Source organism: Actinophytocola sp. (assembly GCF_036002505.1).
Classification (GTDB): Bacteria; Actinomycetota; Actinomycetes; order Mycobacteriales; family Pseudonocardiaceae; genus DASYTH01.
On sequence record NZ_DASYTH010000376.1, the window covers coordinates 1 to 25,647 of the forward strand.

The following is a 25,647-nucleotide window of genomic DNA, read 5'->3' on the forward strand; positions in this document are numbered from 1 at the left end:
CCGGTGAACCCGGACTCAGACGAGCCGATCGCGTCGGTGATCACCGCGTTGGGCAGCGCCGCCAGGTACTCCTGCTTGACCGACGGGGAGAACAGCGCCGCGTTGCTGGAGATCGCGTACAGCGAGGAGCCGTCGAAGCCACCCTCCTTGTACGCCTCGATGAGCGGTCGCGCCATCGCGTCGCCGGTGATCACGATGACCCGAACCTGGTGGCGCTCCACGGCTTTCCACACCTCGTGCGGGTCGAACTGGGGCAGCAGCACGACGGAGTCGCCGGCGAACAGGGCCGGGAGCGCGGTCCACTGCGCCGCACCGTGGATCAGCGGCGCGCACGCGAGCCGGGTCAGTGACACGCCCTGCGCCTTGCCCTTCTCCGACTGGGCCCACTCGTCCGGCAGCGGCTGGCCGGAGTAGAAGTCGATGCCACCACCGAGCACGCGCCACACGTCCTCGTGGCGCCACATCACACCCTTGGGAAACCCCGTGGTCCCGCCGGTGTACAGGACGTACATGTCATCCGGGCTGCGCTCGGCGAAGTCCCGCTCCGGCGACTGGTCGGCGACGGTCGCGGCGAGCTCCTCGGTCTCGATGACGGTGTGCAGCCGCGGCGCGTCCGGCAGCACGGCGGCCACCTTCTCGGCGAACTCGCGGTCGTGCACGAGGGCCACCAGGTCGGCGTTGTCGAACAGGTAGCGCAGTTCGTTCTCGACGTACCGGTAGTTGACGTTGACCGGTACGGCGCGCAGCTTGTAGGCGGCGATGATGGTCACCATCGCTTCGATCGAGTTGCGCGCGTAGAACCCGACATGCGCGCCGGTCCCCACACCGCGCCCGGCCAGGTAGTGGGCCAGCCGGTTGGCCCGCTGCTCGAGCTCGGCGAAGGTCACCGTGTGCTCCCCGCAGGCGATGGCGCTCCGCTCGGGAAAGGCGTCCACGGCATGCTCGAACAGGTCAGCGATGTTGATGGCCACGGCACCAAACTAGAACGTGTTATCGTTTCTGGCAATCCCCCGCTGGCTGGAGGCGAGTTGAGCACCGAGACCGAAGCGCCGCACTGCCTGGTCGAGCAACGCGGGCACATCCTCGTCGTCACCATGAACCGCCCGCACGCCCGCAACGCGCTCTCCGGGCCGATGATGGCGATCATGCGCGAGGCCTGGGACCGGGTCGACACCGACCCGTCCATCCGCGTCTGCGTGCTCACCGGCGCCGGCGGCGCGTTCTGCGCCGGCGCCGACCTGAAGGCCATGACCTCCGCCCACCCCGGCGACGCGTTCGCCGGCGGCGGCTGGGACCTCTCCGTCATCGAGCCCCTGCTCAAGGGCCGGCGGCTGGTCAAGCCGCTGATCGCCGCCGTCGAGGGCCCGGCCATCGCCGGCGGCACCGAGATCCTCCAGGCCACCGACATCCGCGTGGCCGGCGAGAGCGCCCGCTTCGGCGTCTCCGAGGCCCGCTGGGGCCTGTTCCCGCTCGGCGGCTCCGCGGTCCGTCTCCCCCGCCAGATCCCCTACACCGTCGCCGCCGACCTGCTCCTGACCGGCCGCCACGTCACCGCCCCGGAGGCGAAGTCGATCGGCCTCATCGGACACGTCGTCCCCGACGGCCAGGCTTTGGTCACGGCACTGGAGATCGCCGAATCCATCGCCGCCAACGGACCCCTCGCCGTGCAAGCCATCCTCCGCACCATGCGGGAAACCGAAGGCCTGCCGGAGAACGAGGCGTTCAAAGTCGACGCCCGCCTCGGCGTAGAGGTGTTCCGCAGCGAGGACGCCAAGGAAGGCCCCCGCGCCTTCGCCGAGAAGCGGAAGCCGGAGTTCACCGGGCACTGACCTCGTTGGCAATTGCTGGTTTAGCTTCGTTAACCAGAAAATTGCAATCGGGCAGCGGGCCGTCTATCCAGATGCGAATTCGAGGTATAGACTGGCCGACCGCCCACGTATGAGGTCGATCATATCGCGCGGCGGAAGGAGTATCCCATGCGACGACCACTCTTGATTTTACTCGCTGTTCTCAGCGCCCTTGTATTCGGCGCACCCGCGGCGGTGGCAGGGAGTGCACACTTCATCAACAACGCGTTTGAGATCAGCAGATCCGGAGACACCCTCACGGTGGCCGGAAAGGAAGCCGGACTCGGCGACCTCGCACAGGTGCACATCGTGGTCAGCGCGACCGCGCTGTGCATCAACAACGGCGGGAACCACCCGAGGGCCGTGAACAAGGCGTCGTTCAGCGCGGGCGACGATTTCCCGGTGCAGAACGGAAAGGCGGACTTCTCGCTGAGCCTCACGGCAACCTTCCAGCCGGAATGCTCACCTCCGATGACCGTGCAATTCACCGACGTCAAGGTGACGGATACCACCAACGGCATCAGTCAGAGCTTCCCCGGAACCTTCTAGGGATGGGTGGGGCGCACCGCGGCGGCCGCGCGGTGCGTCCCTAGTCCCTGATCGTTGCGGCACGCAGCTTTTCCAGCTTCTCAGCGGTTTCGTCGTCGACCGGGGTGTAGGTCTTGAGGACCAACTCGGAGCGGGGGCCGAGCCAGAGGTGGGTGAAGTCGAGGCGCATGAGGCCGAGTTTGGGGTGAAGGAAGCGTTTGGTGCGGTTCTCCGGGGAGGAGATCTCGTGCTGGTCCCAGAGCGCGTCGAACTCGGGGGATCGGGTTCGGAGGCGTTTGACCAGGTTCTTCCAGCCGGGTTCGGCGATATGGCTGGCCATGGCGGCGCGGAACGTGGCGACGAGACGGGGCGAGTCGGTTTCCCAGTCTGCCAGGGATTTTCGCCACGTCGGATTGGTGAACGCGAGCCAGAGGACGTTGCGCTCGTCGAAGGGGAGCTCGGAGACGCCGGACATCAGCGAGTCGTAGCTGCGGTTGAACGCGAGGATGTCGGTGCGGGCGTTCTGCACGGTGGCCGGGAACGGCTCGAGTTGGCGCAGCATGAGTTGCAGCGCGGGCGAGATGGCGCGGCACTGCTGCTCGAGCTGCGGCACGCCGGCGCCGGCCAGCGTGTAGAGGTGGGTGCGTTCGAAGGGGTCGAGGTGCAGGGTGCCGGCGATGGCGTCGAGCACGTGCTCGGAGACGTGGATGTCGCGGCCCTGCTCGAGCCAGGTGTACCAGGGCACCCCGACGCCGGCGAGCTGCGCGACCTCTTCGCGGCGCAGACCGGGCGTGCGGCGGCGGCCACCGGCGGGCAGCCCCACCTGCTCGGGGGTGATCCGCTCGCGGCGGCTGCGCAGGAACGTGGCCAGCGCGCGCCGGCGGACCACGTCGGGCTCGGTGAGCGTGGCCGTCATGGCACCAGGATGACACGTCTGAGATCCTGGTGCCAGGTAGATGGAGTACCAGGATAACTACGCTCTAGGTACCAGTGTCAGATCGGGCGCATCGTGGTAGCCGTGACTACGACTCTGGTCAGAGACCCGGAACGGGCCGGCAGCGGGCCGGCCACCCTCTCCCTGGCGGGCCTGCTCACCGTGCTGCTCGGCGCGGGTCTGTCGATCATCGACTTCTTCATCGTCAACATCGCGCTCCCCACCATCGACCGCACGCTCGACGCCTCGCCGGCCATGCTCGAGCTGGTGGTGGCGGCGTACGGCATCGCCTACGGGGTGCTGCTGGTGCTCGGCGGGCGGCTCGGCGACGCGTTCGGCCGCCGCCGGCTGTTCACCGCGGGCCTCGCCCTGTTCACGCTGACCTCGCTGTTCTGCGGGCTGGCGCCGACGGCCGGCACGCTGGTGGTCGCGCGGGCGGCGCAGGGTGCGGCCGCCGCGCTGATGGTGCCGCAGGTGCTGTCCACGATCCAGGCGACCACGACCGGCGAGCGGCGGTCCCGCGCGGTCGGCTGGTACGGCGCCACCGCGGGCCTGTCCATGATCGTCGGACAGCTGCTCGGCGGGGTGCTGGTCGACGCCGACATCGCCGGCCTCACCTGGCGGCCGATCTTCCTGGTGAACGTCCCCATCGGACTCGTCGCGCTGCTCATCGTGCGCCGCACGGTGCCGGAGACGCGGGCGGTCAACCCGCTGGGCGTCGACCGGACCGGGACCGTGCTCTTTGGACTTCTGGTGCTGGCGCTGCTGGTACCGCTGATGGAGGGACACTCGCTCGGGTGGCCGGCGTGGGTCTGGCTGCTGCTCGGGGCCGTTCCGTTCCTGGCGGCGGCTTTCGTGACCGCGCAGCGGCGGGCGGAGCGGGCCGGTTCGGTGCCCCTGGTGCCGCCTTCGGTCGTGGGCATGCCGAGCATGCGGCGTGGGCTGCTGCTCGGTGCGCCGTTCTTCGTCGGTTTCGGCGCGTTCATGTTCGTCTACGCGGTGACGCTGCAGGACGGGCTGCGGGTGGACGCGCTCGGCGCGGGCCTGGCGATCACGCCGATGGCGGTGGCGTTCCTGGCCGCGTCGCTGATCAGCAGCCGGCTGGTGGCCCGGTTCGGCCCGTTGGTGGTGCCCGCCGGCGCGGCGGTGCAGCTCCTCGGCGTCGGCATCATGATCGTGACGACGCTGACCGCTTGGCCGGAGTTGCACATCGCGCAGCTCGCGCCCGGCATGGCGATCGCCGGGTTCGGTCAGGGGATGGCGATGACGACGGTGTTCCGCGTGGTGCTCTCCCGCGTGCCGGCCGAGCGGGCCGGCGTCGGCAGCGGCATTCTGGTTACCACGCAACAGGTTTCGCTGGCCGCAGGGGTCGCCACGCTGGGCAGCCTTTACCTGTGGCTGGCCGAGCCGGGCGTGCTCGGCACCCGGAACGCGTTCGCCCTGGTGATGCTCATCCAGATCCTGATCGCGACGGTGATCGTCATCGCCGGCCGCAAGCTCCCCGACCCGCGGGTGGGCTAGATCGCGCGTTCTTTCCCCACCCAGTAAGGATCACGGAGCTTTCGCTTGTACAGCTTGCCATTCGGGTCCCGCGGCAACTCGTCGCGGTACTCGATGGTGCGCGGCAGCTTGAACTTGGCGAGCCGGGATGCGGCGAAGGCGAGCAGCTCGTCGGTCAGCGCTGCGTCACCGGCGACGCCGTCCACCGGCTGCACGATGGCTTTGATCTCCTCGCCCCAGTCCTCGTTGGGCACCCCGAACACGGCGACGTCGGCCACCTTGGGATGGCAGGACAACTCGTTCTCGATCTCCGCAGGGTAGATGTTCACCCCGCCGGAGATGATCATGTCGTTCTTCCGGTCGCGCAGGAACAGGTAGCCGTCCTCGTCGAGGTACCCGACGTCGCCGAGGGTGAACAGGTCGCGCACCCGGCTGGCGTTGGTCTTCGCCGAGTCCTTGTGATACTCGAAGGTGGAGGTGCCCATGCGCATGTACACCAGGCCGGGCTCATTCGGGGGTACGTCGTTGCCGTCCTGGTCCAGCACCCTGACCACCGAGCCCGGCCACGGCAGCCCGACCGAACCAGGCTTGTTGAGCCAGTCCCGCGCGCTGATCACGGTTCCGCCGCCCTCGGTCGCGGCGTAGTACTCGATCACCACCGGGCCCCACCACTCGAGCATGCGGCGCTTGACCTCGACCGGGCACGGGGCAGCGCCGTGGATCGCCGCGCGAAGCGAGGAAACGTCGTACTTGGACCGGATCCGCTCCGGCAGCGCGAGCAGCCGGTGGAACTGGGTGGGCACCATGTGGGTGTGTGTGACACGGTGGGTCTCGATGAGACGCAGCATCTCCTCGGGCTCCCAGCGGTCCATCAGCACCGCGGTGTGTCCCAACTGGACTGAGATGGCCACGAAGTTCAGCACCGCGGTGTGGTAGAGCGGGGATCCGCACAGGTGCACGTGGCCGTCGTGCGGCTTGATGCCGAAGAAGCCGAAGAACGCCGGCGCGATCGGTGGAACCTCGTGCGGATCCTGCCCGGTGAGCGGGCGGCGCACACCCTTGGGGCGGCCGGTGGTGCCCGACGTGTAGAGCATCGGTGCGCCCAGGGTCCGGCGCTCCGGCGGCTCGCCCGACTGGCCGGCAGCGAGCTCCTCGAGCGGGCGGAAACCCGGGATCCGCCCGACCGAGAACCGCGCGGACGGGTCGAGTCCACTCTGGACGGCCGCGTCCACGGCGACGTCGGCGAACCGCTCGTGCGCGATGAATGCCTTGGCACCGCAGTCATCCAGGATGTAGGCGATCTCCGGGCCGACCAGGTGCCAGTTCACCGCGACGATGTAGAGCCCGATCTGGGTGGCGGCGAAGTACACCGCCGGCACGTCGCTCGTGTTGGGCAGCAACATCACGATGGCGTCGCCGGGCTCGAGGCCCATCGCCTGCAGGCCGCGACCGTACCGGTTGGCGGTCGCAGCCAGGTCGCCGTAGCTCCGCTCGCCGTCCGGGCCGATCACGGCAATGCGTTCCGGTTCCTCACGGGCGATGTTCCACAGGCCGGTCGCGGTCACCGGGTCAATCTAGAACGTGTTTCAGTTCTCGGCAAGGACGGCCGTCGCCAGTGTCCGGATCTGGGCGGTGTCCCGGCAGCTCACCAGCATCATCGTGACCCCGGCCTTCTCCCACGCGTCCACCTGCTCGCGGACCTCGGCCGCCGAGCCGATGATCGCGATCTCGGTGACCAGCTCGTCCGGTACCGCGGCGGCCGCCTCGGCCTTGCGTCCGGCCCGGAAGAGGGCCGTGACCTCGTCGATCACCGGCCCGTATCCCATGCGCCGGAACAGATCCGCGTGGAAGTTGCGCTGCTCGGCCCCCATCCCGCCGAGATACAGCGCCATCACCGGCCGCATCCGGTCGATCTCGGCCCGTGGATCATCGGTGACCACGATCTGCGCGCTGGCCGCGACCTCGAAGTCGCCGCGCCCGCGCCGGGCGGCCGGCCGGGCGAACCCCTCGTCCAGCCATGCGTTGTACTGCTCGGCCAGGCGCAGCGAGAAGTAGATCGCCAGCCACCCGTCGGCGATCTCCGCCGCCAGCTTGACGTTCCGCGGCCCCTCGGCGCCGAGCCAGATCGGCAGGTCGCTCCGCAGCGGGTGCACGATCGGCTTGAGCGGCTTGCCGAGCCCCTCCGCGCCAGGCCCTTCGAACGGCAGCGGATAGTGCGGCCCGGCGCTGCGGACCGGCGCCTCCCGGGCCAGCACCTGGCGCACGATGTCCACGTACTCCCTGGTCCGCGCCAACGGTTTGCCGAACGGAGCGCCGTACCACCCCTCCACCACCTGGGGCCCCGACACGCCCAGCCCCAGGATCGCCCGCCCGTTCGACAGGTGGTCGAGCGTCAACGCGTGCATGGCGCAGGCCGCGGGCGCCCGGGCGGAGAGCTGTGCCACCGAGGTGCCCAACCGGACACGCTCAGTGCTCGAACCCCACCACGCCAAGGGAGTGAACGCGTCCGACCCCCACGACTCAGCCGCGAACACCGCGTCGAACCCCGCCCGCTCCGCCTCGGCGACCAGCTCCGCGGTGTTGCCCGGCGGCCCCGCCCCCCAGTACCCCAACTGCAGTCCAAGCTTCATGCCGGCGATAGTAGAACGTGTTGCAACACGCCCTCGACCACCCGATCGATACAAGGCGTTTCCACCAGGTCATGGGCTATCGTGTCCGTGTGACCGCGACGTGGGCTTACGACGACCAGCCAGAGGCTGGACATCCGCTGAGGCAGGGCGCGTCACCGCACGACATCCGGGCCCATCTGCTACCAGAGGACCGTGAGAAGTTCGACGCCGACTACCGCGAAGCATTGGCCAGCGCCCGCGAGAACCTAGATCTGACTGAGCTGTTCAAGACGTTGGAGCACTGGCGCCGCACCGCCCTCCTACAGCGGGATCCGGTGAGTTTCCGGCGGATAGTTCGCCGAGCGGCTGAGCTGCTGACCGGCGAACCCGTACCCGAGGACGAGCCCTTGGCGGTCACCAGGGCAAAGGCCGGCATGTAGGTGTACCGCGTCGAGACCGACGAGCAAGCAAAGCCACAGGTCGATGCGTTGCCCGCCCATGCCCTCAGCAGCTATGCCGAGCTGCGGACACTCCTCGAGGTTGCTCCGTGGAGCGGCGATCTGATCAACAAGGAGAACCCAGAAGCCCAGGTTCGGAACTTGACGTTCGGTCCACACCACGAAGGCATGATCACCTACCTGATCTTGGAACACCAAAGGCGCGTTGACGTGTTGTACGTGACTTGGCTCGACTGACGCGCCAACCTTGCCGGAGAAACTAGAACGTGTTTCACTCGTGGGGTGACCGCGAGGCAGGGAGTGTTGAGCGCGCCGCTTGAGGTGGGGTTTGACTACACGCGGTCGCTGGGGCCGGTGCTGAGTGCGTTCGCGACCGGGCTGGCCGGGAGCCGGATCCTCGGGGTGCGCGGGTCGGACGGGCGGGTACATGTGCCGCCGGTGGAGTTTGACCCGGTGACCGCGGAGGCGTTGGGCGAACTGGTCGAGGTGGGGACCGAGGGGACCGTCGTCTCCTGGTCGTGGATGCCGAAACCTCTTGCGGGTCAACCGCTTCAGCGGCCGTTCGGGTGGGCGCTGATGCGGCTGGACGGGGCGGACACGGCGATGCTGCATGCGGTGGACGCCGGGTCGCCGGAGCGGATGCGGACCGGGATGCGGGTGCGGGTGCGGTGGGCGGCTGTGCGCAGAAACGGGATCCGGGACATCGAGTGCTTCGAGCCGTTGGAGGGAACCATGCCGGCAACGACGCCGGCCGGTGAGTCGTCGCCCGAGCCGGTCACCATGATCACGACGCCGGTGCACCTGACCGTGGACCATACGGTGTCGCCCGGGGAGGACGTCTATCTGCGGGGCCTGGCTGAGGGCAGGCTGATCGGGCAGCGATGTCCGTTGTGCCGCAAGGTGTACATGCCGGCGCGTGGCGCGTGTCCGACGTGTGGTGTGCCGACCGTGGAGAACGTGGAGCTGCCGGACACCGGGACGGTGACCACGTTCTGCATCGTGAACGTGCCGTTCCTGGGGCAGCGGATACCCCCGCCCTACGTGGCCGCGTACATCCTGCTGGACGGCGCGGACATCGCCTTCCTGCACCTGGTTCTGGGCTGCGAGCCGGCGGAGGTGCGGATGGGCATGCGGGTGCGCGCGCACTGGCGGCCGCGTGCGGAATGGGGCACCACCACGCAGAACATCGACCACTTCCGGCCGACCGGCGAGCCGGACGCGCCGTTCGAGTCGTACGCCAACCACTTGTGAGTGTGAGCATGCGGGACATCGCGGTCGTGGGCTTCGCCCAGGCACCGAACGTGCGGAACACCGAGGCGACCACCAACGGCGTGGAGATGCTCATACCGGTGTTCGCCGAGCTGCTGGCCGCGACCGGATTGTCCAAACAGGACATCGGGTTCTGGTGTTCGGGATCGTCGGACTACCTTGCCGGGCGGGCGTTCTCGTTCGTATCGGCGGTGGACGCGATCGGCGCGTTCCCGCCGATCAACGAGTCGCATGTGGAGATGGACGGCGCGTGGGCGCTCTACGAAGCCTGGGTGAAGATCCGCACCGGCGAGGTGGACACCGCGCTGGTGTACGGGTTCGGCAAGTCCTCCGCGGGTGACCTTCGCCGGGTGCTGGCGCTGCAGCTCGACCCGTACACGGTCGCTCCACTGTGGCCGGACGCAGTGAGCATCGCCGCGCTGCAAGCCCGCCTCGGTCTCGACGCCGGACTGTGGACCGAGCGCGCCATGGCCGGGGTGGCCGTGCGCAGCCGGGCCGACGCCGGCCGCAACCCGCACGCCCAACTGCGCGGCGACGAGTCCGCTGACGATTTGCTCGCCCAGCCCTACCTGGCGGATCCTTTGCGGGCACACGACTGCGCGCCGATCTCCGACGGCGCCGCGGCCATCGTGCTGGCCGCGGGTGACCGGGCCCGGGAGATCGCCGAGCGGCCGGCGTGGATCACGGGCTTCGAGCACCGCGTCGAGTCCGCCAGCCTCGGCGCCCGCGACCTCACCACGTCACCGTCCACAGTGGCCGCCGCGAAGGCCGCCAATGCCGGCGGAATCGAGGTGGCCGAGTTGCACGCGCCGTTCACCCATCAGGAGATCCTGCTCCGCCAGGCACTCGGGCTCGGCGACGAGGTGCGGATCAACCCGTCCGGTGGGGCGCTGTGCGGCAACCCGATGTTCGCCGCCGGCCTCGCCCGCATCGGTGAAGCGGCGAAGCAGATCATGGCTGGGAAGGCGGGAAAAGTGCTCGCGCACGCCACCAGCGGCCCTGCCCTGCAACAGAATCTGGTGTGCGTCATGGAGGCGGCATGAAGCTTGCGGAATGCCGGGCGAGGGAGTTGGCCCACCGCGACGAGGTGGGCCCGAGGAACTGGGGTCTGGGGGCTTGCCCCCGGTGGGACACGGTCTGCCCGAGGAGCGGTCCGGCGACCCACCACCCGAAGCGACCCACGACATCGGCCAACATTCCCGAGTTGAGAGAAACGGCATGAGTGGGCGGCCCGCCGCCGTACTCGGCACGGGGCAGACGCATCACCGGTCCAAGCGCACCGACGTGTCGATGGCGGGGCTGTGCCGGGAGGCGATCGACCGGGCGCTGGCCGACGCGGACGTCACGTTCGCCGACATCGACGCGGTGGTGATCGGCAAGGCGCCGGACCTGTTCGAGGGCGTCATGATGCCCGAGCTGTCGCTGGCCGACGCGCTCGGCGCGACCGGGAAACCCTTGCTGCGCGTGCACACCGCCGGCTCGGTCGGGGGGTCGACGGCGAACGTCGCGGCGAGCCTGGTGCAGGCCGGCGTGCACCGGCGGGTGCTCGCGGTGGCCTGGGAGAAGCAGTCGGAGTCCAACGCGATGTGGGCGCTGTCCATCCATCCGCCGTTCACGATGCCGGTCGGCGCCGGCGCGGGCGGGTACTTCGCGCCGCATGTGCGCTCCTACATCCGGCGTTCCGGCGCGCCCGAGCACATCGGCGCGCTGGTCGCGGTGAAGGACCGGCGCAACGGAGCCAGGAACCAGTATGCGCACCTGCGCCAGCCGGACATCACGGTGGAGTCGGTGCGGGCCTCGACCATGCTCTGGGACCCCATCCGCTACGACGAGACCTGCCCGTCCTCGGACGGCGCCTGCGCGGTGGTGATCGGCGACGAGCGCGCCACGGCGGGGCGGCCGGCGGCCTGGATCCACGCCACCGCGATGCGCACCGAGCCGACCATGTTCGCCGGGCGTGACCAGGTGAACCCGCGGGCCGGCCGGGACGCGGCGGCCGCTCTCTGGCGGCAGGCCGGCATCACCGACCCGCTGGCCGAGATCGACGTCGCGGAGCTCTACGTGCCGTTCTCCTGGTTCGAGCCGATGTGGCTGGAGAACCTGGGTTTCGCCACGGAAGGTCAGGGTTGGAAGGTCACCGAGGCGGGCGAGACGGAGATCGGCGGGCGGCTGCCGGTGAACCCGTCCGGCGGCGTGCTCTCGTCGAATCCCATTGGCGCGTCAGGGATGCTACGGTTCGCCGAGGCAGCCATGCAGGTGCTGGGCCGGGCCGGTGAGCATCAGGTAGATGGTGTCCGGCGGGCGCTGGGGCACGCCTACGGCGGCGGGTCGCAGTTCTTCGCCATGTGGGTGGTAGGAGCGGAGAAGCCATGAAGTTCACCCTCGGAATCGCGTTGAGCCCGCTGGACCAGCTCACCGAGCTGGCGAAAACCGCCGAGGAGTGCGGGTTCGCCTCGGTGGCGTTGCCCGACTCGCTGTTCTTCTCCGAGCGGGTGTCCGCGAAGTATCCGTACACAGTGGACGGTGCGCGGTTCTGGACGGCCGACACCCCGTGGGTCGATCCGATGGTCGCGGCCGCGGCCATGGGCGCGGTCACCACGTCGATCCGGTTCTACACCCAGGTGCTCAAGCTCAACCCGCGCAACCCGGTGCTGCTGGCCCGCCAGGTCGGCTCGGTCGCCGCGCTGACCGGCAACCGGTTCGGGCTCGGTGTGGGGCTCGGCTGGGCGCCGGAAGAATCGCTGTGGTGCGGCGCCTCGTTCGATCATCGCGGCAAGCGGGCGGACGAGGCGATCGAGATCCTGCGGCTCATCCTCGGCGGCGGCATGGTCTCCTACGCCGGGGAGTTCTACGCCTTCGACCGGTTGCAGATGAGCCCGGCGCCCACCTCGCCGGTGCCGATCTACGTCGGCGGGCACAGCGATGCCGGGCTGCGGCGCGCGGCCCGGGTCGGCGACGGCTGGTCCTCGGCCATGATGAAGTTCGACGAGCTGCGGGACACCATCGAGTTGCTGCGGAAGCTCCGGGCCGGGTACGGGCGCGCCGAGGAGCCGTTCGAGATCCAGGCGGTGTGCATCGACCGGTTCGGGCTGGACGGCTACCGCGCCCAGGCGGAGATCGGCGTGACCGACGCGATCGTCGTGCCGTGGCTGTTCTACGGCGTGCCGTTCGACGGGCCGCTCGAGGCGAAACGGGACGGCATCAAGCGGTTCGCCGACGAGATCATCGGGAGAATGGCATGACCACGACCGTGACCCACCCGGCCCGCCTGGCGGCACAGCGTTCGATGGACGCGGTCACGCGGGGCGCCAAGGACGAGTGGCTGGCGCTGTTCGCCGAGGACGCGGTGGTCGAGGATCCCGTCGGCCCGTCGATGTTCGACCCGGACGGCACCGGGCACCACGGCCGCGCGGCCGTCTCCGCGTTCTGGGACAAGGCGATCGCGCTGGCCGAGCGCTTCGAGTTCGACATCATCGACTCGTTCGCGGCCGGCGCCGAGGTGGCCAACGTCGGCACGATCTCCGCGTTCCTGCCCGGCGGCATCCGGATCGACACCGAGGGCGTGTTCGTCTACCGGGTCGACGAGGCCGGCCTGATCCGCTCGCTGCGCGCGTTCTGGGAGACCGACCGGGCCGTGGCCACCATGCGGCGGGTCTAGACCTTGACGTCCACCCCGTAGTCGGCGGAGCAGGTGCGCACCACCGCGTTCTCCGAGAAGTCCGCGCGGGTCAGGAAGTCGGCGAAGCCCGCATCGGCGCCGAACACGGAAAACGTGAACGCGGCCGTGTCGAACGCGGAGCGCAGCTTGTCGTCCGGCGCGGTCCGGCGGAGCTCCGTCAATCTGTCCATTGTGGACTCGTAGATGCTGGCGAAGTTCGCCGGGTACGCGTTGTACTGGCGGGCGGCGACGACGAGATCATGCAGCGCGTTGGCATAGCCGGTGCAGAACTCGCCGGCCGCCCCCGAGCCGCTGCTGCACGCCGCCGCGACGCAACCGGCCACGGCCGCCAGGCCGGCGGCCCATACGCGTCTGCGACCTGCCACCTGACCAGCCTGCTGCAGCCGGAGCACGGCAGCCCGCCTTGCCGGGACACCGGCGGGGCAGCGCCCCCCGCCCCAAGGGGCAGTGCCTAGTTCGCGACGCCGATCGCCTGGTTGACGGTGGCGGGGTCGTCGAGGGCGGCGAGCATGGCGTGGGCCACGTCGGCGCGGGAGATGACGTTGCCGCGCGGGACGTTGGCGCCGATGGCCGTGCGGTAGGAGCCGGTGAGGGGTTTGTCGGTGAGGCGAGGAGGGCGGACGATGGTCCACTCGGTCCCGCTGCGGCGGATCTCGTCCTCCATCCTGGCAAGGTCGGCGTAGATCTCGCGGAACAAGGACTTGATCATCGGGTACAGGATGCGGCGGTTGAGGAAGCTGTCGTCGTCCGGGATCGGGCCGACCGGCACGGCGCTGACCGCGGTGAAGCGGGGGACGCCGGCCATCTCCATGGCGCGAAGGATGGCGCGGGTCGAGGTGGACGCGACGGTCGTGTCCTTGCGGCTGCGCGGACCCACGCCGGAGAGCGCGGCGTCGCTGCCGGCGAGCGCCGCAGTCAGCGGCTCCGGATCGGTGAGCCCCGACACGACCGCCACCTCCAGCGCCGGGTGCGCGATGCCCAGCCGGGCGGCGTCCCGCACCACCGCCGTCACGGTGTGCCCGGCGTCCAGCGCCTGCCGCACCACCTCGCGGCCGATCCCTCCGGTCGCGCCGAAAACCGTCATCTTCATCGGGCTACCTCCCTGTGCGCCGGGTAGATTGATCCTCCGGAGCTCATACGATACGAAACTCGAACTATATGAACAACGTACCTTCTGAAACTCCAGGCCGCCACCGCCGTCGCGTGACGAACGCCATCGGCGACGGGCTGCGCGACCTGCGCTCGGAGCTGGCCCGGCTCAACCACCAGGTCGGCATGCGCGTCGAGCTCAAGGACGGCGACCTCGAGGTCCTGGATCTACTCGACCGGCACGGCCCGCTCAGCCCCGGCACCCTGGCCCGCCGCGCCGGCCTGCATCCGGCCACCATGACCGGCATCCTCGACCGCCTCGAACGCGCCGGCTGGATCACCCGCGACCGGGACGCCACCGACCGCCGCGCCCTCGTCGTGGGCAGCACCCGGCACCGGCTCGCCGAGATGCTGACCCTCTACTCCGGAATGAACTCCCGCCTCAACCGCATCTGCTCCGGCTACGACCTCGACCAGCTCGAGCTCATCGCCAAGTTCCTGCGCCAAGTGGCCGACGCCGGCCGCCAAGCCGCCGACGACCTGGGCAAACCCTGACCGAAGTTGTCCACAGCCAAGATCATCTACCCGGGCCGTGCCCCGCGCGGCACGAACCCGGAGAAGAGCCAAGGCCCGTTTGCCGTGTGTGGTGCTGCTCGGCGTGTTGTCGGGATTGGCAGGCAACCTGTGGTTCGACCTCGGACGCGACGGTCAAGAGCCTGCATTCTTCGACGTAGGCGAGTTGACAGGTCGAGAAGCCAATGACCCGGACCTCACCTCGTGGCTAATGGCCACCCGGTCCATCGTCCCGTTCTTCTCCGGCCGGTGCGTGGTCAGGCTCGGTGCGCGAAGACCGAACACGGCTACGCGGGGCCGGAACACAACGACATGAGGCCGGAACACGGCTACGCCAGGGCGGGACACGCCGGCCGGCCTGGGTCTGCCTGCGGGCCGTCAGGCGTAGCTGACCTGGTATTCCTTGATGCCGTTGAGCCAGGGGGAGCGGAGGCGGCGGGGCTTGGCGACCTGGCGGATGTTGGGCATGTGGTCGGCGATGGCGTTGAAGATGAGGTCGATCTCGAGGCGGGCGAGGTTGGCGCCGATGCAATAGTGGGCGCCGGAGCCGCCGAAGCCGAGGTGGGGGTTGGGGTCCCGGGTGATGTCGAAGCGGTCGGGCTCCGAAAATACGTCGGCGTCGAAGTTGGCGGAGCTGTAGAAGAGGCCGACGCGCTGGCCCGCCTTGATCTCGGCGCCGCCGAGCTCGGTGTCCTGGGTGGCGGTGCGCTGGAAGGCCATGACGGGCGTGGACCAGCGGACGATCTCGTCGGCGGCGGGGGCGGGGCGCTCCGACTTGAACAGCTCCCACTGGTCGGGGTGGTTCAGGAAGGCGTGCATGCCGTGGGTGATGGCGTTGCGGGTGGTTTCGTTGCCGGCCACGGCGAGGAGGAGCACGAAGAAGCCGAACTCGTCGGAGGTGAGGCCTTCGCCGTCGATGTCGGCGTTGACGAGCTTGGTGGCGATATCACCCATCGGGCACTTCTTGCGGTCCTCGGCCATGTTCCAGGCGTAGCCGAGGAGCTCGGCGGAGGCGGCCATCGGGTCGATCGAGTACTCGGGGTCGCTGTAGGCCACCATCTGGTTGGACCAGTGGAACACCTTGTGCCGGTCCTCCTGCGGGATGCCGAGTAGCTCGGCGATCGCCTGCAGCGGAAGCTCGCAGGCCACCTGGGTGACGAAGTCGCCGGCACCCTTTTCCTTGGCCTCCTTGGCGATCCGCTCCGCCCGGTCGGCCAGCGTCGCGCGCAGGCTGTGCACCGCCTTGGGGGTGAAGCCGCGCGAGACGATGCCGCGCAACTTCGTGTGGTGCGGCGGGTCGATATTGAGCAGGATCAGCCGCTGCATCTCGATCCGGTCCCGGGTCATGTCCTCGTTGAACCGGATGATCGCCGTGTTCTCCCAGGTGGAGAACACCTCGCTGTTCCGCGAGACCTCCTTGACCTCGGCGTGCTTGCTGACCACCCAGTAGCCGTCGTCGCCGAACCCCGCGATGCCCTTCGGCTGCGGGTTCCACCAGACCGGCGCGGTGCCGCGCACCTCCGCGAACTCCTCGACCGGGACGCGCAGCCGGTACATGTCCGGGTCGGTGAAGTCGAAGCCGAGGGGAAGCTGAGGTGCGACCACGGATACCTCCTACGCTGCAGCCGGCGGCACGGATCTGTAACACGTTCTACTAGTGATCTAGCGAACGGTGTTAACAAGCCGACCATAACACCCCTCCAGCGACTTGTGAACAGGTGTAACTCGGCATTGCGTACGGTAGTGAACGTGTTCTAGCTTGGTAGTTATGGGTGAACCGGTGATCGTGGCGGCGGCGCGGACGCCGATCGGCAAACGAGGCGGCTGGCTGTCCGGGCTGCATGCCACCGAACTGCTCGGGGCTGCCCAGCGCGGCGTGGTCGAGCGCGCCGGCATCGACCCGGCACTCGTCGAGCAGGTGATCGGTGGCTGCGTGACACAGGCCGGAGAGCAGTCCAACAACGTGACCCGAACCGCCTGGCTACACGCGGGTCTGCCCCACGAGACGGGATCCACAACCGTGGACAGCCAGTGCGGATCCGCGCAGCAGTCCACCCACCTGATCGCCGCCCTCATCGTGGCCGGCGCCATCGACGTGGGCGTCGCCTGCGGGGTCGAGGCGATGAGCCGGGTTCCGCTGCGCAGCAACCTCGGCACCGACGTGGGTACGCCGCGCCCGGACTCGTGGGAGATCGACCTGCCCAACCAGTACGTCGCCGCCGAGCGGATCGCCAGCCATCGCGGCCTGCGCCGGGTGGACGTCGACCGCTTCGGCGAGGGCTCGCAGGCGAAGGCCCGGCGCGCCTGGGACGAGGGCCGGTTCGACACCGAGGTCGTCCCGGTCGCCGGCGTCGACCGTGATCAGGGTCTGCGGGAGACCACAATGGACGGTCTGGCCGCGCTCAAACCCGTGCTGGAGGGCGGGATGCACACCGCCGGCACGTCCTCGCAGATCTCCGACGGTGCCTCCGCGGTGCTGCTGATGGACGCCGCCCGGGCCCGCGCGCTCGGCCTGCGCCCCCGCGCCCGGATCGTCGCCCAGTGCCTGGTCGGCGCCGACCCGTACTTCCACCTGGACGGCCCGGTGCAGGCCACCGAGCGGCTGCTGGACCGCACCGGCATGAAGATCGGGGACCTGGACCTGTTCGAGGTCAACGAGGCGTTCGCGTCCGTGGTTCTGTCCTGGATCCAGGTACATGAACCGGATCCGGACCGGGTCAACGTCAACGGCGGCGCCATCGCGCTCGGTCACCCGGTCGGCAGCACCGGCACCCGGCTGATCACCACCGCGCTGCACGAGCTGGAGCGCCGGGACGCGACCACCGCGCTGATCACCATGTGCGCCGGCGGGGCCCTGTCCACCGGCACCATCATCGAACGGCTCTGACGCGGTACCTTCCTCCCCGGCGGTGGGAGGAGGCGCACCATGACGTTGACTGCCGAGCCGGCGCGTGAGATTCGGCCGACCTCACCCGACCTGGCGGCAAGCCTTACCGCCGCCGAGGCCGCCGCGTTCCTCGCAGCGGCGCGCGAACTCGACGGCGATGACTGGTCCAAACCGACCGACTGTGCCGAGTGGACGGTCCGGGAACTGCTCGCCCATGTGGTGGGCCAGTTCGAGGGCGCGGCGAAACCGTGGGTGTTCCTCCGGCGGCACCGGCTCGGGCACCGCCGCTACCCATCGCTCCGCCGCCTGGACGCGATGACCCGGCAGCAAGTCGACGACCTCGGCCGGCGCCCGCCGGCCGAGGTGATCGGGATGCTGGCCCGGCTCGGGCCGAAGGCGGTACGCGCCAACCGCCGCGTCCCGCAGTTCGTGCGCCGGCTCCCGGTCACCCGGCTCTTCCCCGACGACCCGCTGCCGGACCCGCGGCTGGCCTACATTCTCGACGTGATCGCCGCCCGGGACATCTGGATGCACCGGGTGGACCTCAGTCGCGCCACGGGCCGGCCGAGGGTGCATGGCGACCACGAAACCGAGATCGTCGCGCAGGTCGTCCGGGATCTCGGCGTGGCGTGGTCCGGGCCGGCACTTGTGCTCGAACTGACCGGCCCGGCCGGCGGCCGCTGGACGCTGGGCGCGGGCAGGCCGGACGCCACGGTGCGCCTGGACGCCGTCGAGTGCCTCCGTCTGCTCTCCGGCCGCCCGATCGAGTCTCCGGTCGACGGCGACCCCGAGGCGACGGGAACCCTTGCCGCAGCACGGGTCCCGTTCTGATCAGGCGTGCCGCAACCGAATCAGGCCGGCGGCGGCGACGGTGCCGGCGGTCCGGCCGGAGACGACGTCGATCCAGGCGATGTGATCTTTCTGTCCGATGAGGACCCTGCGGCCGTCCGGACTGACCGCGAGGCCGTGCACCGGCGCCGGCTGCGGCCACGTGGCGTCCACCCGGAGCGTCGAGGAATCCAGGCGCCGCACCAGGTTTCCGGCGCTCAGGTAGAGCGCGTCGCCGGCGGGCGCGAAGGACAGAGCGGCGTCGCCGGCTCCGGACGGCTCGCCGGGGACCGGCGTGACCCGGGTGATGGTCAGGCTTTCGGTGTCGGCGACCGCGATCTGCCCGGTCTCCGTCTCGACGACGTGGAGCGTGCGGCCGTCCGGGGAGATCGTCAGCGCGTGCGTGCCGGCGGGGTGCAGGCCGAACGGGTCGGGTAGGTCGAGGCAGTAGGCCCAGCCCTCGGTCAGCGAGAGCACGTGCACGAACGCGTGCACGGGCCGGCCGTCGGGCGCGTGCCGGCCGGCGATCAGGTCGCGGGTGTGCTGGTGATCGCCCTGGTGCAGGTAGAGCGTGTAGAGCCGGTTGCGGTCGGGAGCGAGCACCGCTTGCCGGCCCTCGCCGCGCATCTCCTCCTCGGCCCCGGCCGGCACCACCCGCTTGTCCCGCAGCAGCAACGGCTGCACCTCGCCGGAGTCCAGCACGACACGGCGCACCCGGTAGCGCTCCGGGGCGTTCGCCGGTAGGTACTCCAGAACGAACAGGAAGTCCCCGCCCGAGGAGAACGCCTCCGGCTCGAAATTGCCGGCGAGGGTCAGTTCCTTCGCGGGCCGCTTCCCCGTGGGGTCGGCCACGATGATCCTCGTCGCCGACTTACCGACCGGACGGTCTGCTTTGGCGCCCTCGGTGAGCGCCACGAGATCGCCGTCGACGGAAACGGCGGTGGCGGTGAACCCGCTCGGCACCGGGGCGGTGGCCAGCGTCCGGTTCGTGCCCGGATCGAAGGTCACCAGCTCACTCCCCCGCACGGCGTACAGCGTCGACCAGTCGGCGCTGGCCACCGTGGCGTCGCCGGAGAGCACCGTGCCCCGGCCGTCGGCAACGGTGATGCCGTGCTCCGCCTGGTAGAACACGAATCCGCGCGGTGCCTCGGGCGGCGGTGCGGGCACGGAGCAGCCGGCCGCGACGAGGACGGCGGCCAAGGCAAGGAAAACCGGTCTCATGCCTGTCCTACACCGCCCGGGCCGCCGGCGTTCCGGTTCTCAGACAGGCTTTTCGGTGACCTCGTAGCGGAACACGTTGTGGTCGCGGATCGTGCCGTCCAGGCGCACGGCCGGGGCGAACACGTCCAGGAAGATTTCGTACACCGCCTCCTTGCCAGCGATGTCGATCACGCGAGCGACCCAGCCGCGCGCGGCCATCGCCGACCAGGCGGTGGCCAGATCCGGGTAGGTGACCGGAAAGTCGAGCTCGCTGCCATCGATCCGGACCAGGCCCGCCGCCCCGTCGCCGGCCGGGGGCTCCGGCGCCAGCCGGTCCAGGAAGTCACGGCTGAGCGAGCCCACCGGATCGGCCCAGTCGCCGGTCGCCACCCGGCCGCCCGGTCGCACCACGCGCACCAGCTCGGCCCGCGCCGCGCCATGATCGGCCGCGTAGCGCAGCGTGTTGCAGGCGGTGACCACGTCGAACCGCCCGTTGTCGTACGGGAGGGCGACCGGTGTGCCGACCCGCAGGTCCGCGTCCGGCAGCGCCCAGCGGGCCACCTCGAGCAGCTCCTCCGCAGTGTCCACGCCGGCCACCCACGCACCCCGCTCGGCCGCCTCGCGCAGCAGCAGCCCGACGCCGCACCCCACGTCGAGCAGGCGAACGCCGTCCAGCGGGCCGAGCGCACCCAGCAGCGCCCGGCGCAGCGGCCGGTGTCTGGTCTCCTGCAGGCAGGTCCAGTCCCGCGCATGCCGGTCCCACAACGAGTCCTGGACCAGGGCCGATGCCATCGCTGTCTCCTCACGCTCGCGGCTACGTGATGAGTAGATGCTCCAGGCCGCGCGATACTTACACATTGGGCGAAGTCTTAGATGAGCGCCGTAGGTGCCTTAACAGTGCTGGCCCCAGCCCCCTCCGCCCTGCAGGCGGCAGGGGCTCAGGGCCCACCCCCACCTGGTAGATACTGATCGCCGTGGCGCGGCGGGTCTCGGTACCGGAGATTGTCGGACGGCGGGCCGAGCTGTCCGCCCTGCGCGGCGCGCTCACCGACACCGCGACCGACGGCGGCCAGTTGGTGCTGGTCCAGGGCGACGCGGGGGTGGGCAAGACCCGGCTGGTGCAGGCGTTCACCGAGGAGGCCCTGGCCGCCGGCGCGACCGTGCTGACCGGCGGGTGCCTGCAGTTCGAGGCGGACATCCCGTACGCACCGTTCACCGAAGCGCTTCGATCGCTGCCGGACGCACCGCCGCTGCTGGGTGACGGGCGGGCGAGTGGGGACCGGGCCGGCGAGTTCCGCCGGGTGGCCGATGCGATCGGCGCCGGGGGTCCGGGTCCGGTCGTGCTGGTGATCGAGGACCTGCACTGGGCCGACGCATCGACCCGGGACCTGCTGCTGTACCTGCACCGGGCACTGGCCGGCGCGCCGGTGCTGCAGGTGGCCACGCTGCGGGCGGACGAGATCGGCGCCGACCACCCGGTGGCGAAGCTCGTCGCCGACCTGGTCCGCTCGCGCCGGATGCAGCGGCTCGACCTGGCCCCACTGGGCCGGCCGGAGGTGGTGGCGCTGGCCCGCGGGATCCTGGGCGCGCCGCCGGCCGCCGAGGTGATCGACGCGCTGGTGACGCGCGCCGAGGGCAACCCGTTCTTCACCGAGGAGCTGCTGGCCGCGTGGCCGACCCGGGGCGAGGTGCCGGGGACCGTGCGCGAGGTGGTGATCACCCGGCTGGCCCGGCTGTCCACCGGGGCGCAGCGGCTCGCCCGGCTGGCCTCCGTGGTCGGGCGCACGGTGCCGCACGACCTGCTGGCCGCCATCGCCCCACTGTCCGATAGGGACACGGCGTTGCGCGAGCTGGTCGACCACGGTCAGCTGGTCACCGTCGAGCCCGACGCCTACGCGTTCCGGCACGCGCTGATCCAGGAATCCCTGTACCGGGACCTGCTTCCGGGTGAGCGGCGGCACGCGCACGCGCGGGTGGCGCGGTGCCTGCGGGACAACCCGTCGCTCGCGTTCACCGCGTCCGCGGCCGGGGTCGCCGCGGAGCTGGCGCACCACTGGGACGAGGCGGGTGAGCCGGCCGAGGCGCTGGCCGCGTCCGTGCTCGCCGCCGGCGCGGCCGACGACGGCCTCGCGCCCGCGGAGGCGCACGCGCACTACGAGCGGGCGCTGCGGCGGTTTCCCGAGGTCGGCTCGCCCGGTGTCGATCTGGAGTCGTTGCTGGAGAAGGCGGCCGAGGCGGCCAGCCTGGCCGGGCGCAACCACCGCGCGGTGGAGCTGACCCGGCAGCGGCTCGGACTCCTTGACGCGGCGGCGGATCCGGAGCGGGTGGCGCTGGCCTACGAACGACTGTCCTATCAGGCCCGCAGCGCCGGCGACTGGGAACTGGCGTGGCGCACCAGCGAGCGGGCGGTCGAGCTGCTGCCGCCGGAGTCGCCCGCGCAGCTCCGGATCGCGTCCTGGCCGATGGCGCTGGAGATGCTGGCCGCCCGGTTCCGGTCCTGCATCCGGCGGGCCGCGGAGCTGCTGCCGCGGGCCGAGGCCGGGGGCGAGGACATGGCGACGAACCGGTCGCTGATGGCGCTGGGCATCGGACACCTGATGCTCGGGCACGTCGACGTCGGGCTGGACTTCCTGCGCCGCCAGCACACCTGGGCGCACCAGGTGGGCAACCCGCGGTTCATCGGGGTGGGCTACGTGAACCTGCCCGAAGGTCTGATGTGGACTGATCACCATCAGGAGGCGCTGGCGATGGCGCGGGCAGGGGTTTCCCGGTCCCGCGAGCTGGGCTTCGACATCTACCTGCTGCCGATCGTGGGCAACGCGGTCCGGGCGCTGGCCGAGCTGCACCGCTGGGACGAAGCCCTTGACACGTTGGAGGATCCGGACGATCTCACCGCCGATCCGTTCAACTGGATCTTCGTCGACCTGCCGCGCGCCGGCGTGCTGCTGCGGCGCGGCCGGTGGACCGAGGCCGAGGAGTTGTTGAAGCGCACCGGCGCGGTGCTGGACGGCCAGGAGGACGTGCAGTACGGCACCGAGCTCGCGGCGTTGCGCGCCCTGCTCGCGGCGGTGCAACGGCGCTGGGCGGACGCGCGACGGCTGGCGCGGGACGGGCTTGCGCTGGCGCTGACCGGCGAGGACATGTACCTGGCCGCGCGCCTGGTTTCGGTCGGCGTCGCGGTGGAGGCGGACGCGGTGGACGACGCCCGCATCTCGGGTCGTCCGGTCGACCTGCCGGGCTCCGCGGCGGCCGCGGACCGCATCCTCGCCTCGTTCGCCGGCTACCGGTCCACTTTGGAGTCGGACGGGGCGGTGCCGCTGCCGCGCACCCGCCGCGAGCTCGTCCTGGCCGCGGCCGAACGCACCCGCCTGTCGGCCGAACCCGACCCGGCTGCCTGGGACGAGGTCGTTCGGACTGCCGGTGTCGACCGTTTCCTGTTCGGCTACGCGCAGTTCCGGCTCGCCGAGGCGACGCTGCTGTCCCGGGGTTCCCGCACCCGCGCCACGGAAGCATTGTCGGCCGCGCGAGCCGTCGCCACGGAGCTGGCCGCCGACCCGCTCGCCGCGCTGGTCGACGGCCTGGCCGAGCGCGCCCGCCTGACCGTGTCCGCGGACGCACCGATAGAGTCCACAAGCGACAGTCACGGTCTGACCGCCCGCGAGGCCGAGGTGCTGAGGTTGGTGGGCCGCGGCCTCACCAACGCCGAGATCGCCGCGGAACTGTTCATCAGCACCAAGACCGCGAGCGTCCACGTCTCCAACATCCTGCGCAAACTCGGCCTCCGCAGCCGCATCCACGCCGCCGCCTACGATCAACGAAAGGGACCCTGATGGACGCCAACCGCCGCGTCATCGAACAGTTCCGCGCCGGCGGCGAGATCGAGGGCATGCACCGCGACCGCCTCTTGCTGCTCACCACCACCGGCCGAAAATCCGGCAACCCCTACACCACCCCGATGATGTTCCACCGCCTCGACCCGGACCGCGTCATCGTCATCGCCTCCGACATCGGCGCCCCCACCCACCCCGACTGGTACCTCAACCTCGCCGCCAACCCCACCGTCACCGTCGAAGTCGGCACCGAGAAATACCAGGCCCGCGCCATCCCCACCGCCGGCCCCGAACGCACCCACCTCTGGACCATGCTCAAATCCCACTACCCCTTCTTCGCCGACCACGAAGCCAAAACCGACCGCACCATCCCCGTGGTGGTCCTGGAGCGAGCCGAGTCCTATTCGCCCGGTACCTGAGCCGTCAACGCGGCGACCGGGTTGATCAAGCCGAACCCGACCTCGTCGTTCCAGCCGTCCACCGCGCTCGGATGGTTGGCCGTGTACTTGATTCTGTTCATGACCTGCTTGGGGGTCAGTTGGGGACGGTACTCCCGGACCAGTGCGGCGAGACCGGCGACATAGGCCGAGGCGAATGCCGTTCCAGTGATCCGGCTCTCCTTTCCCTCCGTGGATATGAACCTCTCGGTAAGCCGCGTCGGATTGCCCGGATCCAGGGAAATGATGTCGGTGCCCGGGGCAGCTACACTGACCCACGGGCCGTGAAGTGACGAGTCGGTCGGCCTGCCGTCCTGCTTCACACTCGCCACTGAGATGACATAGTCGGAGAACCATGCCGGTATGCTGATAACGTTCGGATGGTTGATATCCGATCCGTTCTGGGGCTGACAATCGCCGGCCGGAACCACGACGACGGCTTTCTTCACCTCAACTGCATAGCGTAATGCGGCCTGGAGGCCCTGTTCCGCGTCGTTGATCGGACCCAGGCCGGCTGTCCGGCAGTTATTGACCGTGATGTTGATGACGGTCGCATTCTTGTTGGCCGCGTTGATGACGGCCTGCGCCAACGTGTCCAGAGTGCCGGCGGCACGTTCGGCTCCGTCGACCTTCGTGGTGTATGCGGCGGTCGACTGCCGAATGCTCAGTATCTTCGCCTGTGGAGCGACTCCGATAAACTCAGTGCTGCCGTACGGCGGACTGGCGGCGATGATTCCGGCGACCTCGGTGCCGTGCCCGTCGCAGTCCTCCAGCCCGTCGCTATTAGGCTTCACATAGTCGCCACCACCGGTCACCCGGGTGCCCAGGAAGTTGTGCCGGTTGACCCCGGTGTCGATGACCGCGACCTGCTGCCCTGCACCCGTAGCGTATCCGTGCGCCTTTCGGAGATCAAGACGAGCCTGCCCCCAGGGCTCCTGAACTGGAATTGGCCCAGTCAACGATGTGACGCACGTGATTTTTTGCTCGTATTTGGCATCGGGTTCACCCCTATCGCGAGGCAACGAAAAGTCCGCAGGCAGGGGCGAGGGCTTCACCAGGGTCTCAACCTGCTGCTGATCCGAGCCGGTGGGGCGACGATCGGGCAAAGGGATGTTTGCGGCTGATTCTCCTGGTTTCAGGACGGTGAACGCGTCGGCGGTCAGAGCGGCGACCAGGGCTACCACGACCAGTACGATCACCGCCCGCTGAGGAGCGGACCGTCCTGCCCATAACCGCAAAGGACGCCCTCGGGTCGGGCCCGAGGGCGTGGGAGTATCCGCAAGCTCCGACAACGCCCTGCCGACGCGACGGCGGATGCCGGTGTCAGGATCGTGCTCGGCCAAGTGCCGCAGGGCGTTACCTGCCGCCTCAGCCTGGCGCGGATCGCCGGAGTTGGCCAGGTCGCGCAGGCTCAGCACGACTGCGCCGCGAACATCGGGAAGGGGGTTGCGCAGTGCCTCCACCAATCCCGGCGGCAGGTCGGCGGTGTCTACCGCGGCCGGGTTGCGGGAGAAGGGAAACATGCTCGCGTTGTCCCGATTCGCTTGCGTGGGCGGAGAAAGACGGCTCGCCCGCATTCGGGATGATGTTTCGTGAAAGAGGACCTGCAGGGTCAGCGCCTCGCCGTGGCCGCCTATTCCTTGCTCGACGACGTCGGCGAGGTATCGGGTGAAATAGGTCTGCGGTCGGCCCGTGGCGCCCTCTTCATATCGCGCGAGGTCGTACTCCGCGCTCGCCGCCATCGTGTAGGCGCCGTCGCAGCGCGCGCGGTCCGCCACATCACGGACACCGAGAGCAGCGTGAGGCTGGACCGCGAGACCGGCAAAGCAGCAGTCCAGGATGACGATCTTGGTTCGGGCATTGCAGTGGTACAGGGCCGTTCGAACGTGCTCGAACTCCAGGCTCGTCGGGCCACGGAATTTGGCCTCTGGACGGGAATCCACCAGGCCCAGGCACAGCCTGCCGTTGTGGTCCGACTG

General features: G+C 69.9%; 25 protein-coding genes. 15 read left to right on the forward strand and 10 right to left on the reverse strand.

Annotated elements, in window-relative coordinates:
• Nucleotides 1-971 (reverse strand): AMP-binding protein (locus VGR06_RS33265; protein ID WP_327563154.1); only part of this gene is annotated, 971 nt, incomplete at its 3' end.
• 57 nt (nucleotides 972-1,028) lie between these two features.
• Here VGR06_RS33265 and VGR06_RS33270 point away from each other — a divergent pair.
• Nucleotides 1,029-1,829 (forward strand): crotonase/enoyl-CoA hydratase family protein, encoded by an 801-nt coding sequence (locus VGR06_RS33270; protein ID WP_327563155.1) that lies wholly within the window; start codon nucleotides 1,029-1,031, stop codon nucleotides 1,827-1,829.
• Between the two features lie 147 nt (nucleotides 1,830-1,976).
• Nucleotides 1,977-2,396 (forward strand): hypothetical protein, encoded by a 420-nt coding sequence (locus VGR06_RS33275; protein ID WP_327563156.1) that lies wholly within the window; start codon nucleotides 1,977-1,979, stop codon nucleotides 2,394-2,396.
• Between the two features lie 40 nt (nucleotides 2,397-2,436).
• Here VGR06_RS33275 and VGR06_RS33280 read toward each other — a convergent pair whose 3' ends face one another.
• Complete coding sequence (locus VGR06_RS33280) at nucleotides 2,437-3,291, reverse strand: helix-turn-helix transcriptional regulator (RefSeq protein ID WP_327563157.1); 855 nt, start codon at nucleotides 3,289-3,291, stop codon at nucleotides 2,437-2,439.
• Between the two features lie 102 nt (nucleotides 3,292-3,393).
• Here VGR06_RS33280 and VGR06_RS33285 point away from each other — a divergent pair, with 102 nt between their 5' ends.
• Complete coding sequence (locus tag VGR06_RS33285; protein ID WP_327563158.1) at nucleotides 3,394-4,830, forward strand: MFS transporter; 1,437 nt, start codon at nucleotides 3,394-3,396, stop codon at nucleotides 4,828-4,830.
• Here VGR06_RS33285 and VGR06_RS33290 read toward each other — a convergent pair.
• Complete coding sequence (locus VGR06_RS33290) at nucleotides 4,827-6,374, reverse strand: acyl-CoA synthetase (protein WP_414637388.1); 1,548 nt, start codon at nucleotides 6,372-6,374, stop codon at nucleotides 4,827-4,829. The two genes, VGR06_RS33285 and VGR06_RS33290, sit on opposite strands and share 4 nt — an antisense overlap.
• Before the next feature lie 21 nt (nucleotides 6,375-6,395).
• Nucleotides 6,396-7,439, reverse strand: coding sequence for an LLM class F420-dependent oxidoreductase (locus VGR06_RS33295; RefSeq protein ID WP_327563159.1), 1,044 nt, complete (start codon nucleotides 7,437-7,439; stop codon nucleotides 6,396-6,398).
• An 89-nt stretch (nucleotides 7,440-7,528) separates the two neighbouring features.
• Here VGR06_RS33295 and VGR06_RS33300 point away from each other — a divergent pair, with 89 nt between their 5' ends.
• The 7 genes from VGR06_RS33300 to VGR06_RS33330 all read left to right on the forward strand — a co-directional run bounded on the left by VGR06_RS33300 (nucleotide 7,529) and on the right by VGR06_RS33330 (nucleotide 12,803).
• A complete protein-coding gene (locus VGR06_RS33300) occupies nucleotides 7,529-7,858 on the forward strand; it encodes a DUF6247 family protein (protein WP_327563160.1) in 330 nt (109 codons plus the stop codon).
• The gene (locus tag VGR06_RS33305; protein ID WP_327563161.1) at nucleotides 7,859-8,113 is read left to right on the forward strand and encodes a hypothetical protein; all 255 of its coding nucleotides are present in this window, start codon (nucleotides 7,859-7,861) and stop codon (nucleotides 8,111-8,113) included. It begins immediately after the preceding gene.
• 63 nt (nucleotides 8,114-8,176) lie between these two features.
• Entirely contained in the window at nucleotides 8,177-9,127 is a 951-nt protein-coding gene (locus tag VGR06_RS33310) for a Zn-ribbon domain-containing OB-fold protein (RefSeq protein WP_414637389.1), read from the forward strand.
• Nucleotides 9,128-9,135: 8 nt separating this feature from the next.
• Nucleotides 9,136-10,188, forward strand: a complete 1,053-nt coding sequence (locus tag VGR06_RS33315; protein ID WP_327563163.1) for a thiolase domain-containing protein — start codon at nucleotides 9,136-9,138, stop codon at nucleotides 10,186-10,188.
• Nucleotides 10,189-10,363: 175 nt separating this feature from the next.
• Nucleotides 10,364-11,518 (forward strand): thiolase domain-containing protein, encoded by a 1,155-nt coding sequence (locus tag VGR06_RS33320; protein ID WP_327563164.1) that lies wholly within the window; start codon nucleotides 10,364-10,366, stop codon nucleotides 11,516-11,518.
• A complete protein-coding gene (locus VGR06_RS33325) occupies nucleotides 11,515-12,387 on the forward strand; it encodes a TIGR03619 family F420-dependent LLM class oxidoreductase (protein ID WP_327563165.1) in 873 nt (290 codons plus the stop codon). The genes VGR06_RS33320 and VGR06_RS33325 overlap by 4 nt, the downstream gene beginning before the upstream one ends.
• Nucleotides 12,384-12,803: a nuclear transport factor 2 family protein gene (locus VGR06_RS33330; RefSeq protein WP_327563166.1), complete on the forward strand. Its 420-nt coding sequence runs from the start codon at nucleotides 12,384-12,386 to the stop codon at nucleotides 12,801-12,803. Before VGR06_RS33325 ends, VGR06_RS33330 begins: the two co-directional genes overlap by 4 nt.
• On the opposite strand, the gene VGR06_RS33335 is transcribed toward VGR06_RS33330, so the two are convergent.
• Both VGR06_RS33335 and VGR06_RS33340 read right to left on the reverse strand, forming a co-directional pair.
• Nucleotides 12,800-13,189, reverse strand: coding sequence for a hypothetical protein (locus tag VGR06_RS33335; RefSeq protein WP_327563167.1), 390 nt, complete (start codon nucleotides 13,187-13,189; stop codon nucleotides 12,800-12,802). The two genes, VGR06_RS33330 and VGR06_RS33335, sit on opposite strands and share 4 nt — an antisense overlap.
• Nucleotides 13,190-13,275: 86 nt before the next feature.
• On the reverse strand, nucleotides 13,276-13,914 hold the full coding sequence (locus VGR06_RS33340; RefSeq protein ID WP_327563168.1) for an SDR family oxidoreductase: 639 nt from the start codon (nucleotides 13,912-13,914) through the stop codon (nucleotides 13,276-13,278).
• Nucleotides 13,915-14,027: 113 nt separating this feature from the next.
• Between VGR06_RS33340 and VGR06_RS33345 the strand changes: the two genes are divergently transcribed.
• On the forward strand, nucleotides 14,028-14,468 hold the full coding sequence (locus tag VGR06_RS33345; RefSeq protein WP_327563169.1) for a MarR family transcriptional regulator: 441 nt from the start codon (nucleotides 14,028-14,030) through the stop codon (nucleotides 14,466-14,468).
• Nucleotides 14,469-14,864: 396 nt separating this feature from the next.
• On the opposite strand, the gene VGR06_RS33350 is transcribed toward VGR06_RS33345, so the two are convergent.
• On the reverse strand, nucleotides 14,865-16,091 hold the full coding sequence (locus VGR06_RS33350) for a cytochrome P450 (protein WP_327563170.1): 1,227 nt from the start codon (nucleotides 16,089-16,091) through the stop codon (nucleotides 14,865-14,867).
• A 163-nt stretch (nucleotides 16,092-16,254) separates the two neighbouring features.
• On the opposite strand from VGR06_RS33350, the gene VGR06_RS33355 reads away from it, so the two are divergent.
• Nucleotides 16,255-17,373 (forward strand): steroid 3-ketoacyl-CoA thiolase, encoded by a 1,119-nt coding sequence (locus VGR06_RS33355; RefSeq protein WP_327563171.1) that lies wholly within the window; start codon nucleotides 16,255-16,257, stop codon nucleotides 17,371-17,373.
• A gap of 39 nt (nucleotides 17,374-17,412) precedes the next feature.
• Nucleotides 17,413-18,204, forward strand: a complete 792-nt coding sequence (locus tag VGR06_RS33360; protein ID WP_327563172.1) for a maleylpyruvate isomerase family mycothiol-dependent enzyme — start codon at nucleotides 17,413-17,415, stop codon at nucleotides 18,202-18,204.
• On the opposite strand, the gene VGR06_RS33365 is transcribed toward VGR06_RS33360, so the two are convergent.
• Together VGR06_RS33365 and VGR06_RS33370 are read right to left on the reverse strand one after the other, a co-directional pair.
• A complete protein-coding gene (locus VGR06_RS33365; RefSeq protein ID WP_327563173.1) occupies nucleotides 18,205-19,422 on the reverse strand; it encodes a hypothetical protein in 1,218 nt (405 codons plus the stop codon).
• 39 nt (nucleotides 19,423-19,461) lie between these two features.
• Nucleotides 19,462-20,193: a class I SAM-dependent methyltransferase gene (locus VGR06_RS33370; protein WP_327563174.1), complete on the reverse strand. Its 732-nt coding sequence runs from the start codon at nucleotides 20,191-20,193 to the stop codon at nucleotides 19,462-19,464.
• A gap of 182 nt (nucleotides 20,194-20,375) precedes the next feature.
• Here VGR06_RS33370 and VGR06_RS33375 point away from each other — a divergent pair, with 182 nt between their 5' ends.
• Nucleotides 20,376-23,231, forward strand: coding sequence for a helix-turn-helix transcriptional regulator (locus tag VGR06_RS33375; protein WP_327563175.1), 2,856 nt, complete (start codon nucleotides 20,376-20,378; stop codon nucleotides 23,229-23,231).
• Nucleotides 23,231-23,650, forward strand: coding sequence for a nitroreductase/quinone reductase family protein (locus tag VGR06_RS33380; RefSeq protein ID WP_327563176.1), 420 nt, complete (start codon nucleotides 23,231-23,233; stop codon nucleotides 23,648-23,650). The genes VGR06_RS33375 and VGR06_RS33380 overlap by 1 nt, the downstream gene beginning before the upstream one ends.
• On the opposite strand, the gene mycP is transcribed toward VGR06_RS33380, so the two are convergent.
• Nucleotides 23,632-25,647, reverse strand: a 2,016-nt coding sequence (gene mycP / locus VGR06_RS33385; protein ID WP_327563177.1) for a type VII secretion-associated serine protease mycosin, incomplete at its 5' end; no start/stop codon positions are given. The two genes, VGR06_RS33380 and mycP, sit on opposite strands and share 19 nt — an antisense overlap.